The 18,131-nt window shown below is 71.2% G+C and carries 20 protein-coding genes, 5 tRNA genes and 1 pseudogene; 8 read left to right on the top strand and 18 right to left on the bottom strand.

Features of this window, described 5'->3' with window-relative positions; genetic code table 11:
* Window positions 1–52: 52 nt before the first annotated feature.
* Window positions 53–1,753: a DAK2 domain-containing protein gene (locus tag ACZ7L1_RS19345; protein WP_471438608.1), complete on the bottom strand. Its 1,701-nt coding sequence runs from the start codon at window positions 1,751–1,753 to the stop codon at window positions 53–55.
* A gap of 285 nt (window positions 1,754–2,038) precedes the next feature.
* On the opposite strand from ACZ7L1_RS19345, the gene rpmB reads away from it, so the two are divergent.
* Together rpmB and ACZ7L1_RS19335 are read left to right on the top strand one after the other, a co-directional pair.
* On the top strand, window positions 2,039–2,224 hold the full coding sequence (gene rpmB, locus ACZ7L1_RS19340) for a 50S ribosomal protein L28 (protein ID WP_003993230.1): 186 nt from the start codon (window positions 2,039–2,041) through the stop codon (window positions 2,222–2,224).
* Between the two features lie 228 nt (window positions 2,225–2,452).
* The gene (locus ACZ7L1_RS19335; protein WP_471438606.1) at window positions 2,453–2,782 is read left to right on the top strand and encodes a hypothetical protein; all 330 of its coding nucleotides are present in this window, start codon (window positions 2,453–2,455) and stop codon (window positions 2,780–2,782) included.
* Window positions 2,783–2,840: 58 nt separating this feature from the next.
* Here ACZ7L1_RS19335 and ACZ7L1_RS19330 read toward each other — a convergent pair whose 3' ends face one another.
* Window positions 2,841–3,803, bottom strand: a complete 963-nt coding sequence (locus ACZ7L1_RS19330) for a thiamine-phosphate kinase (protein ID WP_471438605.1) — start codon at window positions 3,801–3,803, stop codon at window positions 2,841–2,843.
* Between the two features lie 206 nt (window positions 3,804–4,009).
* On the opposite strand from ACZ7L1_RS19330, the gene ACZ7L1_RS19325 reads away from it, so the two are divergent.
* Both ACZ7L1_RS19325 and ACZ7L1_RS19320 read left to right on the top strand, forming a co-directional pair.
* Window positions 4,010–4,243 (top strand): Lrp/AsnC family transcriptional regulator, encoded by a 234-nt coding sequence (locus ACZ7L1_RS19325; protein ID WP_028802415.1) that lies wholly within the window; start codon window positions 4,010–4,012, stop codon window positions 4,241–4,243.
* Between the two features lie 20 nt (window positions 4,244–4,263).
* On the top strand, window positions 4,264–4,746 hold the full coding sequence (locus ACZ7L1_RS19320; protein WP_471438603.1) for a DUF3515 domain-containing protein: 483 nt from the start codon (window positions 4,264–4,266) through the stop codon (window positions 4,744–4,746).
* A gap of 36 nt (window positions 4,747–4,782) precedes the next feature.
* Here the strand turns inward: ACZ7L1_RS19320 and ACZ7L1_RS19315 are convergent, their stop codons facing one another.
* The 3 genes from ACZ7L1_RS19315 to ACZ7L1_RS19305 all read right to left on the bottom strand — a co-directional run bounded on the left by ACZ7L1_RS19315 (window position 4,783) and on the right by ACZ7L1_RS19305 (window position 7,799).
* Window positions 4,783–5,940 carry a D-alanine--D-alanine ligase family protein gene (locus ACZ7L1_RS19315; protein ID WP_471438601.1) on the bottom strand — a complete coding sequence of 386 codons (1,158 nt, stop codon included), beginning with the start codon at window positions 5,938–5,940 and terminating at the stop codon, window positions 4,783–4,785.
* Between the two features lie 81 nt (window positions 5,941–6,021).
* Window positions 6,022–7,032, bottom strand: coding sequence for an NAD(P)H-dependent glycerol-3-phosphate dehydrogenase (locus ACZ7L1_RS19310; protein WP_471438600.1), 1,011 nt, complete (start codon window positions 7,030–7,032; stop codon window positions 6,022–6,024).
* The gene (locus ACZ7L1_RS19305; RefSeq protein WP_471438598.1) at window positions 7,029–7,799 is read right to left on the bottom strand and encodes a lysophospholipid acyltransferase family protein; all 771 of its coding nucleotides are present in this window, start codon (window positions 7,797–7,799) and stop codon (window positions 7,029–7,031) included. The genes ACZ7L1_RS19310 and ACZ7L1_RS19305 overlap by 4 nt, the downstream gene beginning before the upstream one ends.
* Window positions 7,800–7,999: 200 nt before the next feature.
* Between ACZ7L1_RS19305 and cofC the strand changes: the two genes are divergently transcribed.
* Both cofC and ACZ7L1_RS19295 read left to right on the top strand, forming a co-directional pair.
* Window positions 8,000–8,647: a 2-phospho-L-lactate guanylyltransferase gene (gene cofC / locus ACZ7L1_RS19300; protein WP_471438596.1), complete on the top strand. Its 648-nt coding sequence runs from the start codon at window positions 8,000–8,002 to the stop codon at window positions 8,645–8,647.
* A 304-nt stretch (window positions 8,648–8,951) separates the two neighbouring features.
* On the top strand, window positions 8,952–9,155 hold the full coding sequence (locus tag ACZ7L1_RS19295) for a hypothetical protein (protein ID WP_471438594.1): 204 nt from the start codon (window positions 8,952–8,954) through the stop codon (window positions 9,153–9,155).
* A gap of 64 nt (window positions 9,156–9,219) precedes the next feature.
* On the opposite strand, the gene ACZ7L1_RS19290 is transcribed toward ACZ7L1_RS19295, so the two are convergent.
* The 4 genes from ACZ7L1_RS19290 to leuC form a co-directional block, all read right to left on the bottom strand.
* Entirely contained in the window at window positions 9,220–9,846 is a 627-nt protein-coding gene (locus tag ACZ7L1_RS19290; protein ID WP_471438592.1) for an HU family DNA-binding protein, read from the bottom strand.
* A 126-nt stretch (window positions 9,847–9,972) separates the two neighbouring features.
* Window positions 9,973–10,203, bottom strand: a complete 231-nt coding sequence (locus ACZ7L1_RS19285) for an SCO5555 family protein (RefSeq protein ID WP_471438590.1) — start codon at window positions 10,201–10,203, stop codon at window positions 9,973–9,975.
* A gap of 278 nt (window positions 10,204–10,481) precedes the next feature.
* On the bottom strand, window positions 10,482–11,075 hold the full coding sequence (leuD, locus tag ACZ7L1_RS19280) for a 3-isopropylmalate dehydratase small subunit (RefSeq protein ID WP_471438588.1): 594 nt from the start codon (window positions 11,073–11,075) through the stop codon (window positions 10,482–10,484).
* Window positions 11,076–11,080: 5 nt separating this feature from the next.
* On the bottom strand, window positions 11,081–12,511 hold the full coding sequence (leuC, locus tag ACZ7L1_RS19275) for a 3-isopropylmalate dehydratase large subunit (protein WP_471438587.1): 1,431 nt from the start codon (window positions 12,509–12,511) through the stop codon (window positions 11,081–11,083).
* A 190-nt stretch (window positions 12,512–12,701) separates the two neighbouring features.
* Here leuC and ndgR point away from each other — a divergent pair, with 190 nt between their 5' ends.
* Window positions 12,702–13,418, top strand: a complete 717-nt coding sequence (gene ndgR, locus ACZ7L1_RS19270) for an IclR family transcriptional regulator NdgR (protein WP_039656563.1) — start codon at window positions 12,702–12,704, stop codon at window positions 13,416–13,418.
* A gap of 87 nt (window positions 13,419–13,505) precedes the next feature.
* Here the strand turns inward: ndgR and ACZ7L1_RS19265 are convergent.
* Window positions 13,506–13,849 (bottom strand): annotated as a pseudogene (locus ACZ7L1_RS19265) (monooxygenase family protein); the annotation flags it as partial.
* Between the two features lie 161 nt (window positions 13,850–14,010).
* Here ACZ7L1_RS19265 and ACZ7L1_RS19260 point away from each other — a divergent pair.
* Entirely contained in the window at window positions 14,011–14,178 is a 168-nt protein-coding gene (locus tag ACZ7L1_RS19260; RefSeq protein WP_471438585.1) for a hypothetical protein, read from the top strand.
* Between the two features lie 44 nt (window positions 14,179–14,222).
* Here the strand turns inward: ACZ7L1_RS19260 and ACZ7L1_RS19255 are convergent.
* The 8 genes from ACZ7L1_RS19255 to ACZ7L1_RS19220 form a co-directional block, all read right to left on the bottom strand.
* Window positions 14,223–14,295, bottom strand: a tRNA-Glu gene (locus tag ACZ7L1_RS19255).
* 26 nt (window positions 14,296–14,321) lie between these two features.
* A tRNA-Gln gene (locus tag ACZ7L1_RS19250) sits at window positions 14,322–14,393 on the bottom strand.
* Window positions 14,394–14,414: 21 nt separating this feature from the next.
* A tRNA-Glu gene (locus ACZ7L1_RS19245) sits at window positions 14,415–14,487 on the bottom strand.
* 23 nt (window positions 14,488–14,510) lie between these two features.
* Window positions 14,511–14,583: transfer RNA gene (locus ACZ7L1_RS19240), tRNA-Glu, on the bottom strand.
* Between the two features lie 39 nt (window positions 14,584–14,622).
* Window positions 14,623–14,694 (bottom strand) — tRNA-Gln (locus ACZ7L1_RS19235).
* A gap of 91 nt (window positions 14,695–14,785) precedes the next feature.
* Window positions 14,786–15,517: an HAD family hydrolase gene (locus tag ACZ7L1_RS19230; RefSeq protein WP_471438583.1), complete on the bottom strand. Its 732-nt coding sequence runs from the start codon at window positions 15,515–15,517 to the stop codon at window positions 14,786–14,788.
* Between the two features lie 136 nt (window positions 15,518–15,653).
* Window positions 15,654–17,129, bottom strand: a complete 1,476-nt coding sequence (gene gltX / locus ACZ7L1_RS19225) for a glutamate--tRNA ligase (protein WP_471438581.1) — start codon at window positions 17,127–17,129, stop codon at window positions 15,654–15,656.
* The gene (locus ACZ7L1_RS19220) at window positions 17,122–17,898 is read right to left on the bottom strand and encodes a fumarylacetoacetate hydrolase family protein (RefSeq protein ID WP_471438579.1); all 777 of its coding nucleotides are present in this window, start codon (window positions 17,896–17,898) and stop codon (window positions 17,122–17,124) included. Before ACZ7L1_RS19220 ends, gltX begins: the two co-directional genes overlap by 8 nt.
* Window positions 17,899–18,131 lie beyond the last annotated feature (233 nt).

Below are 18,131 nucleotides of genomic sequence, written 5' to 3'. Positions count from 1 at the left end.
TCGTCGCCGGGCGCCCGCCTCCTCGGGGAGGGGCGCCCGGCGGCGCTCCGGATCACTCCACGCCGATCAGCAGCAGCGGCCCCTGACGGCCGCCCCGGTACACCACCGTGTCCACCGCCAGGTACGACTCGCGCACCCGCGCCTCCAAGTGCTCCGCGACGGCTTCCGGGGCCTCGTCGGCGAGGACCAGGGTGACCATCTCGCCGCCCGCCGCGAGCATGCGGTCAAGGACCGTCTCGGCCGTCACCGTGACGTCGGAGCCGATGACCGCGACATCGCCGTCGATGAGGCCGAGGACGTCCCCGGCCTGGCAGATGCCGGCCATCGTCCAGGACCGCTCCGCCGCCACGGTCACCTCGGCGTACCGGGTCGCCCCGGCCGCCGACGTCATCGCCACGACGTCCTCGTCGAAGCGCCGCTCCGGCTCGTGCACGGCCAGCGCCGCGATGCCCTGCACCGCGGACCGGGTCGGGATCAGCGCCACCCGGACGCCCTCGGTGCGGGCCTGCTCGGCCGCGGCTGCCGCGGTGTGGCGCAGGTCGGCGTCGTTGGGCAGGAGCACGACCTCGCGCGCGTGCGCCCGCCGTACCGCCTCCACCAGCTCCCCGCTCGCCGGGGGCTCCCCCGGGCGGGCGAGCACGGTGGTCGCCCCGGCCTCCTGGTAGAGCCCGGCCAGGCCCTCGCCCGGCACCACGGCCACCACCGCCCGCTGCACCCGCTCGCGCGGCGGTCGCCCGGCGCCCGCGGTGTGCGCGTCATCGGCGCCGAAGTGGGTGATCCGGATGCGGTGCGGCCGCCCGGCCTCGATGCCCGCCTCCACGGCGGCGCCCGCGTCGTCGGCGTGCACATGGACGTTCCACAGCCCGTCCCCGCCGACCACGACGAGTGAGTCCCCGAGCGCGTCGAGCCGCTCCCGCAGCCGCGCCACGGCCGTGTCGTCGGCCTCCAGGAGGTAGATCACCTCGTACGCGGGCCCACCCCCGTCGGCGGAGCAGTCCCCGGACCCCTGGCGGGGCACGGTGATCCTGGGGTCCGGCACGCGCGCGCGGCCGTCGGAGGCGGCGGCCGGCGCCTCCACGGCCACCCGGGGCGTCTCGCCGGTGAGCGTCTCCACCAGCGCCGCGAGCACCGCCACCAGCCCCCGGCCGCCCGCGTCGACGACTCCGGCGCGCTCCAGGACCGCCAATTGCCCGGGCGTCGCCGCCAGGGCCGCCCGCGCTCCCTCGAACGCCGCCCGTGCGACGCTGCCGCAGTCGCCCTCGGCGCCGGTGACCGCGTCGGCGGCAGCCGAGGCGACGCTCAGCACGGTGCCCTCCACGGGGTGCGCGACGGCCTGGCGAGCGGAGTCGGCGGCCTGCCTCAGGGCGAGCCGCAGCCCCTGCGCATCGGCATGGGCCGTCTCACCGTCGGCGGCGAGCACCTGTGCCATGCCGCGCAGCAGCTGCGCGAGGATCGTCCCGGAGTTGCCGCGGGCCCCGATCAGCGCGCCGTGCGCCATGGCCCGTACGGCGTCGGCGAGCGCCGGCCGCCCCTCGCTGCCGGCGGCGCCCGTCTCGTAGCCGGCGAATACCGCCTCGACTGCCGCCGCCGCCGACTCCACGGTCAGATACAGGTTCGTGCCGGTGTCCCCGTCGGCGACGGGGTAGACGTTGATCGCGTCGATCTCCTCGCGCGCCCGCCCCAGCGCCTGAAGGGCGAGAGAGCACCAGGTGCGCACCGCGAGAGCATCCAAGGGCTGCGGCACCTGCGCCACCTGCGCCTCCTTCAGCTGCTGGACGTGGGAGGCAGCGTAGACCCACAAGGGGTCCGGGCCGGAAGAGGGCCGGGGCCGCCGGTGGTCGGGCCGCCCACGGGGCCGCGACGAGGTGCGGCGCGACCGTGGTAGTTTCGTTCTACGGGCGCAGCCGATGTATGCTGCTCCGGTTGCCCGATCCAGGTCGGGCGTTTTCCCCCGGCAGCGCCACTCAGATCCTGCGATCTCGATCCCGGCATGCCGGGACCACAACCGTAAGTGCATCTGAAGTCTTTGGAGTGACCCGTGGCTGCCAACTGCGACGTCTGCGGCAAGGGGCCGGGCTTCGGCAACAACATCTCGCACTCGCACCGCCGTACGTCCCGTCGCTGGAACCCGAACATCCAGCGTGTACGTACTGTGGTGGGCGGGACGCCGAAGCGCGTGAACGCTTGCACCTCGTGCATCAAGGCCGGCAAGGTCTCGCGCTGACGCCCAGTTAAGCGCGCGGCCACCGCTGGTTCGCTGCACTGAGCCGGTCCACCTCGGTGGGCCGGCTTTTTGCTGTGCCCGCGCGGGCGTGGCCTGCCAGGATCCGCCGCATACGCTTCGGCATCCTCGGCCCCTCGACGTCCGCACCGAGGAGGGCACCCCGCTCGGCGCCGACGGCCCCGCCCCCGGGCACTCCTCACCCTGCTCCTCCTCGACGTCGGGCGGACGGTGTCCACCGAGCGCCTCACCGACGGCCTGTACGGCGACGAGCCGCCCGCGGGAGCCGCGGGCGCCCTCCAGCCGCAGATCTCCCGGCTGTGCAGGCGGCGGGGCCCCACTCGGAGATCGAGGCCGCCCCACCGGCTACCGCCTCGCCGTCTCCGCAGCGCCCTGGTGGCGTACGAGGCGAGGATCCGGGACTTCGCCCAGGGCTGCCAGAAGATCTCCGGCAACGCGGGCCCGTTCTTCGCACCGGCCGCCGAGCGGCGGATCGGCATGGGATTCGGATGTACCGGCCGCTGGGCTCCCGGCCTCTCGCGGGGTTCTTCAAACGGCTGACGGAGAAGGCGGCGACGGCCATCGGGCTGCCGGAGTACCCGTTGTGAGACCCCGGCTGCTACTCGATGTCCGAGAAGTGGTCCCAGCCGCCCTTGCTGGTCCACGGCGCCCCGTCGACCGTCACCTGGGGCAGCGCCGACGGGTTGAGGACCTCGCCGATCACCTTCCAGCGGGCCGGGAGTTTCACATCCGGCGGGAAGGTGGCGACGATCGCGTGGTCCTCACCGCCCGTGAGCACCCACTGCAGGGGGTCCACGCCCACGGCCTGCCCGATGTCGTTCATCTGGGAGGGGATGTCGATGGCGCCGGAGCGGATGTCGATCCGCACCTTGCTCGCCTCCGCGATGTGCCCGAGGTCGGCGATGAGCCCGTCGCTGACGTCGCACATCGCGGTGGCGCCGAGCCCCGCGGCCGCCGGACCGGCGTGGTACGGCGGCTCGGGGCGCCGATGGGCCTCCACGAACGCGCGCGGCGAGCGGAAGCCGCGGGAGAGCACCGCGTACCCGGCCGCGGACCAGCCGAGCCAGCCGGTGACGGCGACCACGTCGCCGGGCTGGGCGCCGGCCCGGGTGACCGGCTCCTGGTTGCGCAGGTCGCCGAGCGCGGTGATCGAGATCATGATGGTGTCACCGCGTACGACGTCGCCGCCGACCACCGCCGCGCCCGCGACCTGGCACTCGTCGCGCAGGCCGTCCATCAGCTCGGTGGGCCAGGTGGCGGGCAGTTCGGCGGGGACGACCAGACCGAGCAGCATCGCGGTCGGCACGGCGCCCATGGCGGCGATGTCCGCGAGGTTCTGCGCGGCCGCCTTGCGGCCGACGTCGTAGGCCGTCGACCAGTCGCGGCGGAAGTGCCGGCCCTCCAGCAGGATGTCGGTGCTCGCCACCACCCTGCGGTCGGGCGCGGCGACCACCGCGGCGTCGTCGCCGGGGCCGACCCGGACCGCCGGGGTGGTGGTGAGCCGGGAGGTGAGCTCCCTGATGAGCCCGAACTCGCCCAGCTCGCCCACGGTGCCCTTCATCGTCGTACGTCCCCTTCTCTTGCCTTCCGCGCCCGGTCGCGAGCCCTCATCGTCCTCGGTACGGTCGTCTCGACCGTCACCTTGCATCGCCGGTGTTGCCCGGCGCTCACGCCACAGCCCCCGCAGGTCTCCCCTCGGTGAGCGACGACGCGGTACCGTGGCGTCCCTTCTCTCCACATGATCCTCGTGGCCGCCCTGGAGGTTCCGTGGTACAGGCGTACATCCTGATCCAGACGGAGGTCGGCAAGGCGTCGACCGTCGCCGAGACGATCAGCAAGATCCCTGGGGTGATCCAGGCCGAGGACGTGACGGGCCCGTACGACGTCATCGTGCGCGCCCAGGCCGACACCGTCGACGAACTCGGCCGCATGGTGGTCGCGAAGGTCCAGCAAGTGGACGGCATCACCCGCACCCTGACCTGCCCGGTGGTGCACCTGTAGCCCCCGTCTACGCTTGCCCGGTGAACAACCTGCGTCACCGGCTGCTCGGTCTGCCCGCCCTCGCCCTGCTGATCGCCGCCGTGGGCTGCTCCTCGAGCGACGCGCACCCCTCGGCCGCGGTTCCCAGCCCGGACGCGAAAGTCGCGAAGCTGTGCCGGAACCTGGACGAGATGCTGCCGCGGAAGGTGGGCGGCCAGGGCCGGAACGACCCCGAGCCCCGGTCCGCGCTGACGGCGGGCTGGGGAAGCCCGGCGATCATACTGCGCTGCGGGGTGGCGCGGCCCGCGGAGATGTCGGACCCGGACGCCGACGGTGTGGAGGTCAACGGGGTGGGCTGGCTGCTGCAGAAGGAGAACGACGGGTCGTTCCGGTTCACGACGACGCTGCGGCAGGCGTATGTCGAGGTGAGCATTCCGAAGGCGCGTACCGCCGGCGGCATGGCGCCGCTCGTCGATGTCGCCCCGGCCATCAAGAAGGCGATCCCCGAGGGGATCGCCTCCTGAGAACGGATGTGGCACGGGCTCCGAGCCGTACGGTCCTCAGCGCAGCCCGGTGGAGCGGTTCAGCGCCGCCTGGATCAGGCGGTCGACCAGCTCGCCGTAGGAGATCCCGCTCGCCTGCCACATCTGCGGGTACATCGAAATGGGCGTGAACCCGGGCATCGTGTTGATCTCGTTGATCACGAACTCGCCCTCCTCCGTCAGGAAGAAGTCGGCGCGGACCAGCCCTTCGCAGGACGCGGCCTCGAACGCCGCCACCGCGAGCCGCTGCACCTCGGCGGTCTGCTCGTCGGTCAGCGGAGCGGGCACGATGCCGGGCGTGGAGTCGATGTACTTCGCCTCGAAGTCGTAGTAGGCGTGCGTGTCCGGCGGCGGGATCTCGGCCGGTACGGAGGCGCCCGGACCGGCCTCGAACTCCAGGACGCCGCACTCGATCTCCCGGCCCCGCACCGCCGCCTCGACGATGATCTTCGGGTCGTGGCGCTGAGCCTCGGCGATCGCCTCGTCGAGGCCGGAGAGGTCCTCGACCTTGGTGATGCCGATCGACGAACCCGCCCGTGCCGGCTTCACGAACAGCGGCCAGCCGTGCTCGCCGGCGAAGTCGACGATCTTCTTGCGGGCGGCGGACTCGTCGCGCTGCCACTCACGCGGCCGGATCACCACGTAGGGGCCGACCTTGAGCCCGGACGAGGCGAACACCCGCTTCATGTACTCCTTGTCCTGGCCGACGGCCGAGGCGAGCACGCCCGAACCCACATACGGGACGCCGGACAGCTCCAGGAGACCCTGGAGGGTGCCGTCCTCCCCGTAGGGGCCGTGCAGCACGGGGAAGACCACGTCGACCTCGCCCAGCGCCTTGGGTACCGAACCGGGCTCGCTGTAGACGACTTCGCGGCTCGCCGGGTCGACGGGCAGGACGACGCCGCCCTCCTGCGATTCCGCGAGGTCCTCGACGCTGGGCGTGCGGCGTTCGGTGATCGCCATGCGCTCCGGCGCATCGGCGGTGAGCGCCCAACGGCCTTCCTGGGTGATGCCGATCGGCAGGACGTCGTACTTCGTCCGGTCGATGGCGCGCAGCACCGCGCCGGCGGTGACCACGGAGATCCCGTGTTCGGAGCTGCGGCCGCCGAAGACGACGGCGACACGCGGCTTGCGGGGCGGCTGCCCAGGGCTCTGGGGGAGGTTCTCGGTGCTCATATCGCGATGAGAGTACCCGTAGGCAGTGCCCTGGGTCAGCGTGCGCCCCGCAGGCGAACGATCAAAACGGGGCGGGATCGCTCAGCGTCGTTCGGGTTTCGCGCTGCGCGACATCAGTTCCTTCAGGGCGACCACCGGGGGCTTGCCCTCGTGGACGATGCCGACGACCGTCTCCGTGATCGGCATGTCGACTCCGTGTCGGCGGGCCAGATCCAGCACGGACTCACAGGACTTGACCCCCTCGGCGGTCTGCCGGGTGACAGCGATGGTCTCCTCCAGCGTCATGCCCTTGCCGAGATTGGTGCCGAAGGTGTGGTTGCGCGACAGCGGCGAGGAGCAGGTCGCGACCAGGTCGCCCAGCCCGGCCAGTCCCGAGAACGTCAGTGGGTCGGCGCCCATGGCGAGCCCGAGCCGGGTCGTCTCCGCGAGCCCGCGGGTGATGAGCGAGCCCTTGGCGTTGTCGCCGAGGCCCATGCCGTCCGCGATGCCGACCGCCAGGCCGATGACGTTCTTGACCGCGCCGCCGAGTTCGCAGCCGACGACGTCCGTGTTGGTGTACGGGCGGAAGTACGGCGTGTGGCAGACGGTCTGCAGCCGCTGTGCGACGGCCTCGTCGGTGCAGGCGACCACGGCGGCGGCGGGCATGCGCGCGGCGATCTCACGGGCCAGGTTGGGCCCGGTGACGACGGCGACGCGTTCCGGGACGACCTTGGCGACGTCCTCGATGACCTCGCTCATCCGCATGGCGGAGCCGAGTTCGACGCCCTTCATCAGGGAGACGAGGATCGTGTGGGGCGCGAGCAGCGGCGCCCACTCGGCGAGGTTCCCACGCAGGGTCTGGGAGGGGATCGCGAGTATCGCGAAGTCGGCGTCGCGCGCGGCCTCGGCGGGGTCCGTGGTGGCGCGCAGGTTCCCGGGGAGTTCCACGCCCGGCAGGTAGTCCGGGTTCGTACGGGTGGAGTTGACCGCCTCGACGAGTTCGGCGCGGCGCGCCCAGAGGGCGACCTCGCACCCGGCGTCGGCGAGCACCATGCCGAATGCCGTCCCCCACGATCCCGTTCCGAACACGGCCGCCTTGACCGGCTTGCTCACTGGCCCTGCCCCTCCTTCTCCCGTGCCTTCTGCTGTGCGGCGGACCGGCGGCGCTGCTGGATGCGCACCTCGCGCGGGTCGTACGGCTTCTCGGGCGCCTTCTCGCCGCGGATCTCCTCCAGCTGGCGCGTGATGGCGGCCATGATGACCTCCGTCGCCTCCTTCAGGACGTCGGGGGACATCTCCTTGCCGTAGAAGCGCGTGAGGTCCACGGGCGGGCCGGCGAGCACGTGGTGCGTCTTGCGCGGAAAGAGGTTGGGCTTCTTGGCGTAGGGCGGCAGCAGCTCGTTGGCGCCCCACTGGGCGACGGGGATGACCGGGCACCTGGTCTGCAGGGCGACGCGGGCGGCACCGGTCTTGCCGGTCATGGGCCAGCCGTTCGGGTCGCGGGTGAGGGTGCCCTCGGGGTAGAAGGCGACGCACTCGCCTCGGTCCACGGCGTCGATGGCGGCCCGGAAGGCGCTGAGCGCGTCCGTGGACTCGCGGTAGACGGGGATCTGGCCGGTGCCGCGCATCGCGGCACCGACGAATCCCTTCTTGAAAAGGCCGCTCTTCGCGAGGAATCGGGGAACGCGCCCGGTGTTGTACTGAAAGTGGGCGTAGGCGAAGGGGTCCACATGGGAATTGTGGTTCACCACGGTGATAAATCCACCTTCGGCCGGAATGTTCTCCATTCCGCGCCAGTCCCGCTTGAGCAGAACCACCAGCGGCGGTTTGCAGAGGACCGCTGCGAAGCGGTACCAGAAGCCGATTCTGCGGCGGGGCACGCGGACACCTTCCTCTAGAGACCCGGCACGAGGGGCCTGGCGCTTGGCTGTGGGCCGCACAAGTGTCGCCCCAGGCCGCCCGTCTGTCGAGAACACCGTACGCCCGCCTGTCTCCGACGACCGCGCTGCGTGCGGCTTCGCACATGTTCTCCATGGGGGCGGGTGACAATGGGCGCGACGAGGACAGGGACGGAGCGCTCGTGCAGTGGACTGTGGTCGTACCCCTGAAGGCCCTGGCGCAGGCCAAGAGCAGACTCTCGGACACCGCGGCGGACGCGGTGCGTCCGGGGCTGGCGCTCGCCTTCGCGCAGGACACGGTGGCCGCGGCGCTGGCGTGTGCCGCGGTGCGTGATGTGGCGGTCGTCACGGACGACCCAGCGGCCGGGCGGGAGCTGGCGGCCCTGGGTGCCCGGATCGTCCCGGACGAGCCGGCGGGCGGGCTGAACGCCGCGCTCGCGCACGGTGCGGCCGCCGTACGGGCGCTACGCCCGCTCGGTGCGGTGGCGGCGCTCAACGCGGATCTTCCGGCGCTGCGGCCCGTGGAATTGGCCCGGGTCCTGGACGCGGCCGCGGAATTCCCGCGCGCTTTTCTGCCGGACGCCGCCGGAATCGGGACGACGCTGCTGGCCGCGACACCCGGCGGTGAATTGCGGCCGTCGTTCGGCCCTGATTCCCGGGCACGTCATCGCGCGTCGGGAGCGGTGGAACTCGACCTCGACGAGGTGCCTTCGGTACGCCAGGACGTGGACACCGGCGACGACCTGCGTGCGGCCCTGTCCCTGGGCGTGGGCCCGCACACCACGGCGGCTACGGCCCGGCTGCTGATTCCCGGGCAGCCGGGGGGCTGACGGACGCCTCCGGCGAGTGCCCGGTACGGCGGGCCCGTGACCGGGTGCGACCGGCCGACAGCCGCCGCCCGGTACGCGCGGCCGGCGCTCGTGCGACGCACGGAGGCGGATGGTGAGCCGGAGAGGGGCCACGACTCCCTCCGCGGACGGTACCGACTGCCGACAGTGCGTGCGGGCCGCCGCCAGGCGGCCCCGGGCACCGTGGCGCCACCTCGACGGGCCTCCAGGTCCCGTCTGCGCACGGTCCCGCCTCCGAGCCCCTGCCGCCGGGCTCGCCGCCCGCCGGCGCCGATAGGCTGCGGTCATGCAGGCGACCGCGTACACCTACGACCCCGACAGCCGCACCGGGCAGGTGCTGCTCGACGACGGCACCCCCGTCCCCTTCGACGCGGCGGCGTTCGACGCGGGCGGGCTGCGCCTGCTGCGGCCGGGACAGCGGGTGCGGGTCGACATGGAGGGCGAGGGTGAGGGCCGGCGGATCACGCTGGTGACCCTGTACACGTTCTGAACACACCGCGGGCCGGGCTCCTGACGGGAGCCCGGCCCGGCGCGTGAGTGCCCGTGCGCCCCGGTTACCTGCGGGCGGTGGTCTTCTTGGCGGTGGTCTTCCGTGCCGTCGACTTCTTGGCCGGAGCCTTCTTGGCCGGGGCCTTCTTCGCCGCCTTCTTCGTGGTGGTCTTCTTGGCGGTGGTCTTCTTGGCGGCCGCCGTGGTCTTGGCGGGCGCCTTCTTCGCCGCGGCCTTCTTGGCCGCCGCCGTGGTCTTCTTGGCGGGCGCCTTCTTCGCCGCGGCCTTCTTCGCGGCCGGTGCCGCCTTCTTGGCGGCGGCCTTCTTGCCGGCAGCCTTGGCGATGGTGGGCGGCGGGCCGGACAGGCTGCCCTTGGGCGCCTTCTTGACGGCGACCTCACCGCCGCGCGGGAGCTTCTTCGTGCCGCTCACCAGGTCCTTGAAGCCCTGGCCCGCGCGGAAGCGCGGCACGGAGGTCTTCCTGACCCGAACCCTCTCGCCGGTCTGGGGGTTGCGGGCGTAACGGGCCGGACGCTCGACCTTCTCGAACGAACCGAAGCCGGTGACCGAGACCCGCTCGCCCGCGACGACAGCGCGGACGATGGCGTCCAGGACATGATCGACAGCATCGGCGGCCTGCTGGCGGCCACCCAACTTGTCGGCAATCGCTTCTACGAGCTGCGCCTTGTTCACGTCTTCCCCTTCGGAGACATCGCCGGAACGAAAGTGTTCAAGCTTTTCGCACGTTAGGCAGATATATACCGCAAATCAAACACGAAACGGGCTTATCACCCTTGTGCCGCAACAGACTCGGCCGCCTCAGACTTCCTCTTCGGGGATGCGCTCCTCGTCGAGGTCGCCCATGAACCGCTCCAGACGCCGGGCCGCTTCGGCGGGATCGTGCTTGGCCGCGGCCGTGATGACCAGCAGCTTCCGGGTCAGCGCCATCCGTACGCCCTCCGGGACTTGCAGTGCGCGCACCCTTGCGTGCGCTTCCTTGAGTTGGCCCGCGACCGCCGTATAGAGCTGGAGTTGGCCGTCGTTGTCCATGCACAGATTGTGCCATCTGGGGCGAGTTGTCGCCCCCGCTGGGGGCAACTGCCGCGCCCTGGAAGCCCTCCGGGCGCCTCGGCACATCAGGGTGTCAAGATGCGGGTACCCAGGCAATGACCTCTGTAACTGCGGTAGTTGATGACCATCGCGGCGCCCCGCGGACCCTTCCGGGGGCGGATACGGCTGTACCCCCAACCGTCCACGATTGGGGGTACAGAGCAGTGCTGCGTTGGCCGAAACCAGCTCTTGCGCGAGGGCCGGGTGTCGGACCTGCGTCAGACCTGGAGCGTCCGCGGCTTGTAGGAGGGGCGGCGGGCCTCGTACGCGGCGATGTCGGCCTCGTTCTGGAGCGTGATGGAGATGTCGTCGAGGCCGTTCAGCAGCCGCCAGCGGGAGTTCTCGTCCAGTTCGAAGGCGGCGGTGATGCCCTCGGCGCGAACCTCACGAGCCTCAAGGTCCACAGTGACCTCAGCAGTGGGGTCCTTGTCCGTGAGCTCCCAGAGCGCGTCCACGATCTTCTGCTCGAGGACGACCGTGAGCAGCCCGTTCTTGAGCGAGTTGCCGCGGAAGATGTCGGCGAAGCGGGAGGAGATGACCGCCTTGAAACCGTAGTTCTGCAGCGCCCAGACGGCGTGCTCACGCGAGGAGCCGGTGCCGAAGTCGGGGCCGGCGACCAGCACCGTGGCGCCCTGCCGCTCGGGGCGGTTGAGCACGAACTCCGGGTCCTTGCGCCAGGCCTCGAACAGCCCGTCCTCGAACCCGTCGCGCGTGACCTTCTTGAGCCAGTGGGCGGGGATGATCTGGTCGGTGTCGACGTTGCTGCGGCGCAGCGGGACGGCCCGGCCGGTGTGCGTGGTGAATGCTTCCATGACTCTCAGACTCCAGCGGGCGTACGAGTGTCGGCGTCGGACAGGTCGGCGGGGGACGCCAGGTGACCGAGGACGGCCGTGGCGGCGGCGACCTGCGGCGAGACCAGGTGCGTCCGGCCGCCCTTGCCCTGCCGGCCCTCGAAGTTGCGGTTGGAGGTGGACGCGGAGCGCTCGCCCGGGGCCAGCTGGTCGGGGTTCATGCCGAGGCACATCGAGCAGCCCGCGTGCCGCCATTCGGCGCCGGCCTCCTTGAAGACCACGTCCAGGCCCTCGGAGACGGCCTGCAGACCCACGCGCGCGGAGCCCGGCACGACGAGCATCCGTACGCCGTCGGCGACTTTGCGGTCCTTGAGGATCGAGGCGGCGGCGCGCAGGTCCTCGATACGGCCGTTGGTGCAGGAGCCTACGAAGACGGTGTCCACCTTGATGGAGCGCAGCGGCTGCCCGGCATCCAACCCCATGTACTCCAGGGCCTTTTCGGCGGCCAGGCGCTCCGAAGCGTCCTCGTACGAAGCCGGGTCGGGGACGGACGCCGAAAGCGGCGCACCCTGGCCCGGGTTGGTGCCCCAGGTGACGAACGGCGAGAGCGCGGAGGCGTCGATGTGGACCTCGGCGTCGAATTCGGCGTCGTCGTCGGTCCGCAGCGTCTTCCAGTACTCGACGGCGGCGTCCCAGTCGGCCCCCTCGGGGGCGTGCGGGCGGCCCTTGAGGTACGCGAAGGTGGTCTCGTCCGGGGCGATCATGCCCGCGCGGGCGCCGGCCTCGATCGACATGTTGCAGATGGTCATCCGGGCCTCCATCGAGAGCTTCTCGATGGCCGAGCCGCGGTACTCCAGGATGTAGCCCTGGCCCCCGCCGGTACCGATCTTCGCGATGATCGCGAGGATCAGGTCCTTGGCGGTGACGCCCTCGGGCAGCTCGCCGTCGACCGTGATCGCCATGGTCTTCGGGCGGGCCAGCGGCAGCGTCTGGGTGGCCAGCACGTGCTCGACCTGCGAGGTGCCGATGCCGAAGGCCAGCGCACCGAAGGCGCCGTGCGTGGAGGTGTGCGAGTCGCCGCAGACGACCGTCGTGCCGGGCTGGGTCAGGCCCAGCTGGGGGCCGACGACGTGCACGACGCCCTGCTCGACGTCGCCCAGCGGGTGCAGGCGGACGCCGAACTCCGCGCAGTTCTTGCGCAGCGTCTCCAGCTGGGCGCGGGAGACGGGGTCCGCGATGGGCTTGTCGATGTCGAGGGTCGGGGTGTTGTGGTCCTCGGTCGCGATGGTGAGGTCGAGCCTGCGCACCTGGCGGCCGCTCTTGCGCAGCCCGTCGAAGGCCTGCGGGCTGGTCACCTCGTGCAGCAGGTGCAGATCGATGTAGAGGAGGTCGGGCTCGCCCTCGGCGCGCCGGACGACATGGTCGTCCCAGACCTTCTCCGCGAGTGTCCTACCCATCGCTTTCCCTCCGGTCGGCAAAGAGTGCACCGACCCAACTAGAGATCTTGGGGTGGCGGCGCCCGTACCCCTGGTTTCCGGGTGTGTGCCGCCGGGCCCGATGGTCCGCGGGCCGCCGTGACATCAAGGGTGGCGCGTTCCACGAAAAATTGAACTTGCGTTTCACAGAGTGAGACGTGAGTATCGTTGCATGGACAACAGTAGCGGCGTCGGCGTTCTGGACAAGGCGGCCCTCGTCCTGAGCGCTCTGGAGTCCGGTCCGGCCACCCTCGCGGGCCTGGTCGGCGCCACCGGACTGGCACGACCCACGGCGCACCGCCTCGCCGTGGCGCTTGAGCACCACCGCATGGTGGCGCGCGACATGCAGGGCCGTTTCATTCTCGGCCCCAGGCTGGCCGAGCTGGCCGCGGCGGCGGGCGAGGACCGCCTGCTGGCGACGGCGGGCCCGGTGCTGACCCACCTCCGCGACATCACGGGCGAGAGCGCGCAGCTCTACCGGCGCCAGGGTGACATGCGCATCTGTGTGGCCGCGGCGGAACGCCTGTCCGGCCTCAGGGACACGGTCCCGGTCGGCTCGACACTCACCATGAAGGCGGGCTCCTCGGCACAGATCCTGCTGGCCTGGGAGGAGCCCGAGCGACTGCACCGCGGACTGCAGGGCGCCCGCTTCACGGCGACGGCCCTGTCGGGCGTGCGGCGCCGCGGCTGGGCCCAGTCCATCGGCGAGCGCGAGCCGGGCGTGGCGTCCGTCTCGGCGCCCGTACGGGGCCCCTCCAACCGCGTCGTGGCCGCGGTGTCCGTCTCCGGTCCCATCGAGCGCCTGACCCGCCACCCGGGCCGTATGCACGCCCAGGCGGTCATCGACGCGGCCGCCCGGCTCTCCGAGGCGCTGCGCCGCTCGGGCTGATCCGGCAGAAGTCAGCGAGGGGGCCGGCCTCAACGCCGCGGCAGGCCCCTCCCGCTCCCCTTCGACGCGCGAACGACGCCCTCGGGAGATCCGCATCCGGTCAGCGGCCCGGTCGTCCCGGCGGACGACCGGCACCACACCCGTGGCCCTGCCCAGGCCGAACTCGGGCATGTCCATGTAGATCGACTCATGCGACCCGGCCGGCACGACGTACGTCTCGTGGCAGAAGCCGACCTTTCCCTTCCCCTCGCGCAGCCGCCGGTTGAAGGCGGCCCAGGCCGGCCGGTGGTTCCTGTCCGGGGCGGCGGCGTAGGCGAGGAGTTTCTCCTTCGACTCCCAGTACTGGACCAGTACGGCTCCCGCACCCCGCTCAACCGGGACTTGTAGCCGAGCAGTCCGCTGTCCTCGTCCCGTGCGAGCTCCGCGAGCATGGCGCGCTTCTGGACCGGCTCGGCTGGAGCTACATTGCCACGCCCGGCCCGTCCGGAGAGCCTGCCTCACCCGCGTACGGGATGCCGGTGACCGCGGTCACCGCGCTGTCCCGACTCGGTTGTCCCTGCGCCCTCGAGGACTTGGAGCCCTAGCCCGGGCGATGGAGCGGATCGCGGTCACCGACCTGGACCTGGTGGAGCGCCACGCGACGCCGAACGAACAGGTGGAGGCAGCCGTGGCACGACAGTGCTGTACGACCCGGTGCTTGCTGAGTCTGCGACGGCTGGCGGAGGCGGAGGAGTCACGCCGCCGGTTCGGCGGGAAGTGACCCACGAACAAGGGCCCTCCCGAGGGAGGGCCCTGTCGACTGCGTACCCCCGACCGGATTCGAACCGGCGCTACCGCCTTGAGAGGGCGGCGTGCTAGGCCGCTACACAACGGGGGCGTGGATCATGCGTTTCCGCAGATCAGCTGGTCTACCTGGACTCGAACCAAGACTAACTGAACCAGAATCAGTCGTGCTGCCAATTACACCATAGACCAAAGGTGGTTTAGACCTTTCAGTACCCCCGACCGGATTCGAACCGGCGCTACCGCCTTGAGAGGGCGGCGTGCTAGGCCGCTACACAACGGGGGCCCATGTGATCCTGGAAGGATCCGTACCCCCGACCGGATTCGAACCGGCGCTACTGCCTTGAGAGGGCAGCGTGCTAGGCCGCTACACAACGGGGGCTTGCGGATGAGATCCGCGGGTGCAGATGAGCTCTGCGAGCTGGCCTACCTGGACTCGAACCAAGACTAACTGAACCAGAATCAGTCGTGCTGCCAATTACACCATAGGCCACTGGAACGCAAGCCCCTGAGGGGATCTTGTTCTAGTTCTGCGCTTGGAGATTCCGGCCTTCCGGCCCGCTCCCCGCGGCGCAGGAAGAACATTACCTGAAGGTGGACGGCGCTCCAAAACGGGTATCGGCGCGGAGGATCGCGGGGAGTTCGGCGAGGGACGAGATCCGGTGGGGGCCCTCGGTGGCGTCGCCGCTGATGAGCGCGGTGTCACGGCAGATCCAGACCGACAGCAGACCCGCCTCGGCGGCGCCCCGCCCGTCGATCTCCGGATGGTCGCCGACGTACGCCACCTGGTGGGGGGCGAGCCCCAGGGCGTCGCAGGCGGCACGGAAGGCCCGGGCGTCCGGCTTGGAGACGCCCAGCTCGGCGGCGCACAGCACAGCCTCGAAGCGGTCACGGACGCCGAGGGTGCGGAGCTTGTGCTCCTGGACGTGGACGCTGGAGTTGGACAGCACGGCGTGTCGGTGGCTGGCGGCGAGGGCGTCGAGGACGGGCAGGACGTCCGGGAAGAGCGCCCAGGCGGCCTCGTAGTGGGTCAGGTAGCGCTGGAACCAGGCGTCGGCCTCGTCGTCGGGCAGGCCCCTCCCCAGAAAGACCCGGACCCGGTCGCGGCGCTGCCCCTCGAAGGAGACCTCCCCGGCCGCGTACCGCGCCCACTGGGCGTCGGTGATCTCCCGCCAGCGGGCGATGGCCTGCTCGACGGTCGCGAAGCCGTCCAGCAGGCCCTCGGCCGTGAGATGTGCCCGCATGCCGGCCCGGTCGGCGGTGGTGTAGTCGAAAAGGGTGTCGTCGACGTCCCATACGACAGCTCTGATGCCCATGACAGGACGGTACCGGCAGACCGGCCGGGGGTTCCGCGGGCTGCGGAGTCAGGCGCACCCGAGCCCCGGAGCCCCGGACACGCCGAGGGGCGGCACCCGGTCGCGGGTGCCGCCCCTCGGCGTACGTGCGGACAGGTCAGGCCGCGAGCCTCGCCAGCGCCGAGTCGATGCGCGCGATCGTCTTCTCCTTGCCCAGGACCTGCAGGGACTCGAAGAGGGGCAGGCCGACCGTACGGCCGGTGACGGCCACGCGGACCGGGGCCTGGGCCTTGCCGAGCTTGAGGCCGTGCTCCTCGCCGGCCGCCAGCACGGCGTCCTTCAGCGACTCCGGGCTGCTGAAGTCGGCCTGGAAGAGCTTGGCGCGGGCCGTGGTCAGCAGGGCGTCGGAGCCCTCCTTCATCGCCTTCGTCCAGCTCGCCTCGTCGAAGACCGGCTCCGGGAGGAACAGGAAGTCGACGTTGTCGGTGATCTCGGACAGGACCTTGACGCGGGTCTGCGCGTGCGGCGCGATCGCCTGCCACTTCGCCTCGTCGAAGTCCTCGGGCGCCCACGGGGCGAACGGGGCCTTCAGCCACGGCCGGCAGCGCTCGGTGAAGTCCTTCACGTCGAGCAGCCGGATGTGGTCGGCGTTGATCGACTCGGCCTTCTTCAGGTCGAAGCGGGCCGGGTTGGGGTTCACGTCCGCGATGTCGAAGGCGGCGACCATCTCGTCGATCGAGAAGATGTCGCGGTCGGGTGCCAGCGACCAGCCCAGCAGGGAGAGGTAGTTGAGCAGGCCCTCGGGCAGGAAGCCCCGCTCGCGGTAGAGGTTCAGCGACGACTGCGGGTCGCGCTTCGACAGCTTCTTGTTGCCCTCGCCCATCACGTACGGCAGGTGGCCGAACTCGGGCACGGCCTTGGCGATGCCCAGCTCGATCAGCGCCTTGTACAGGGCGATCTGCCGCGGCGTGGAGGAGAGCAGGTCCTCGCCGCGCAGGACGTGGGTGATCTCCATCAGGGCGTCGTCGACCGGGTTGACGAGCGTGTAGAGGGAGGCGCCGTTGGCGCGGACGATGCCGTAGTCCGGCACGTTCTCCGGCGTGAAGGTCAGCTCGCCGCGGACCAGGTCGGTGAAGGTGATCGGCTCGTCGGGCATACGGAAGCGGACGATGGGCGTGCGGCCCTCGGCCTCGTACGCCGCCACCTGCTCGGCGGTCAGGTCCCGGCAGTGCCCGTCGTACCCGGACGGCTTCCCCGCGGCGCGCGCGGCGTCACGTCGGGCGTCCAGTTCCTCCGTGGTGCAGTAGCAGTGGTAGGCGTACCCGCCGTCCAGGAGCTTCCTCGCGACGTCCTTGTAGAGGTCCATCCGCTGGGACTGGCGGTACGGCGCGTGGGGGCCGCCGACCTCGGGGCCCTCGTCCCAGTCGAAGCCCAGCCAGCGCAGCGAGTCCAGAAGCTGGACGTAGGACTCCTCGGAGTCGCGGGCCGCGTCCGTGTCCTCGATCCGGAAGACGAACGTGCCGCCGGTGTGGCGGGCGAACGCCCAGTTGAACAGGGCGGTGCGGACCAGGCCCACGTGGGGGTTGCCGGTCGGGGACGGACAGAAACGTACGCGGACGGAGCCGTTAGCCACGCTTGATCACCTTGTTGGTGAGAGTGCCGATGCCTTCGATGGTGACGGCGACCTCGTCGCCGACGTTGAGAGGGCCGACCCCCGCGGGGGTGCCCGTGAGGATCACGTCGCCGGGGAGCAGCGTCATGGCCTCGGAGATGTTGACGATCAGATCCTCGATCGGGTGGATCATCTCGCTCGTGCGGCCGAGCTGGCGCTGTTCGCCGTTGACCGTGAGCTGGATGGTGAGGTCGCCCGGGTCGACGTCGGTCTCCACCCAGGGACCGAGCGGGCAGGAGGTGTCGAAGCCCTTGGCCCGGGCCCACTGCTTCTCGCGGCGCTGGACGTCGCGCGCGGTGACGTCGTTGGCGCAGGTGTAGCCGAGGATCACGTCCTTGACGCGCTCGCGCGGGACCTCGCGGCACATGCGGCCGATCACCACGGCCAGCTCGGCCTCGTGGTGCAGTTCCTGGGAGAAGGAGGGGTAGGCGATCTCGTCGCCGGGGCCGATCACCGAGGTGGACGGCTTGAAGAAGGCGAACGGGGCCTCGGGGACCTCGTTGCCCAGCTCGCGCGCGTGCTCCGCGTAGTTGCGGCCGAAGGCGACGACCTTGTTGGGGAGCACCGGCGGCAGCAGCCTGACCTTGCTCAGCGGGACCTTGGTGCCGGAGAGCTCGAAGTCCGCGAACGGGATGCCCTTGATGATGTCGAGGACGAGCTCGTCCGGCTTGTCACCCTCGACCACGCCGAAGGCGACGTTCCCGTCGATGGAGAATCTGGCGATGCGCACGGGATCCTTGCGCCCCTTAACTGAGCTGGCTGGAGTCTGACGCTCCAGGCTAACGCGGCAGGGGGCGCGCACCTCGCGGTTTACGGGCGCCGAGGGTCCCATATGGCATCGGAGGGGCACCTACGGCGCACGGCTCGGGGGGCGCCGGCAGGCCGTACAGGTCGGCGGGACGCCACCAGCCCGGTGCCTGATGGGCGCCGACGCCACCAGCCCTGTGCCGTCGGCGGAACACC

The sequence above is a fragment of the Streptomyces sp. NPDC107546 genome (genome assembly GCF_055639175.1).
This window is presented reverse-complemented; position numbering and strand designations above follow the sequence as displayed.

What these genes read in the sequence shown, in the direction of transcription:
- ndgR (WP_039656563.1), top strand. Translation starts at nt 12,702, where the DNA reads ATGGACAACAGTAGCGGCGTCGGCGTTCTGGACAAGGCGGCCCTCGTC.
- leuC (WP_471438587.1), bottom strand. Translation starts at nt 12,511, where the DNA reads ATGGGTAGGACACTCGCGGAGAAGGTCTGGGACGACCATGTCGTCCGG.
- leuD (WP_471438588.1), bottom strand. Translation starts at nt 11,075, where the DNA reads ATGGAAGCATTCACCACGCACACCGGCCGGGCCGTCCCGCTGCGCCGC.
- ACZ7L1_RS19230 (WP_471438583.1), bottom strand. Translation starts at nt 15,517, where the DNA reads ATGGGCATCAGAGCTGTCGTATGGGACGTCGACGACACCCTTTTCGAC.
- ACZ7L1_RS19260 (WP_471438585.1), top strand. Translation starts at nt 14,011, where the DNA reads ATGGAGCGGATCGCGGTCACCGACCTGGACCTGGTGGAGCGCCACGCG.
- ACZ7L1_RS19315 (WP_471438601.1), bottom strand. Translation starts at nt 5,940, where the DNA reads ATGAGCACCGAGAACCTCCCCCAGAGCCCTGGGCAGCCGCCCCGCAAG.
- ACZ7L1_RS19330 (WP_471438605.1), bottom strand. Translation starts at nt 3,803, where the DNA reads ATGAAGGGCACCGTGGGCGAGCTGGGCGAGTTCGGGCTCATCAGGGAG.
- ACZ7L1_RS19295 (WP_471438594.1), top strand. Translation starts at nt 8,952, where the DNA reads ATGCAGGCGACCGCGTACACCTACGACCCCGACAGCCGCACCGGGCAG.
- ACZ7L1_RS19285 (WP_471438590.1), bottom strand. Translation starts at nt 10,203, where the DNA reads ATGGACAACGACGGCCAACTCCAGCTCTATACGGCGGTCGCGGGCCAA.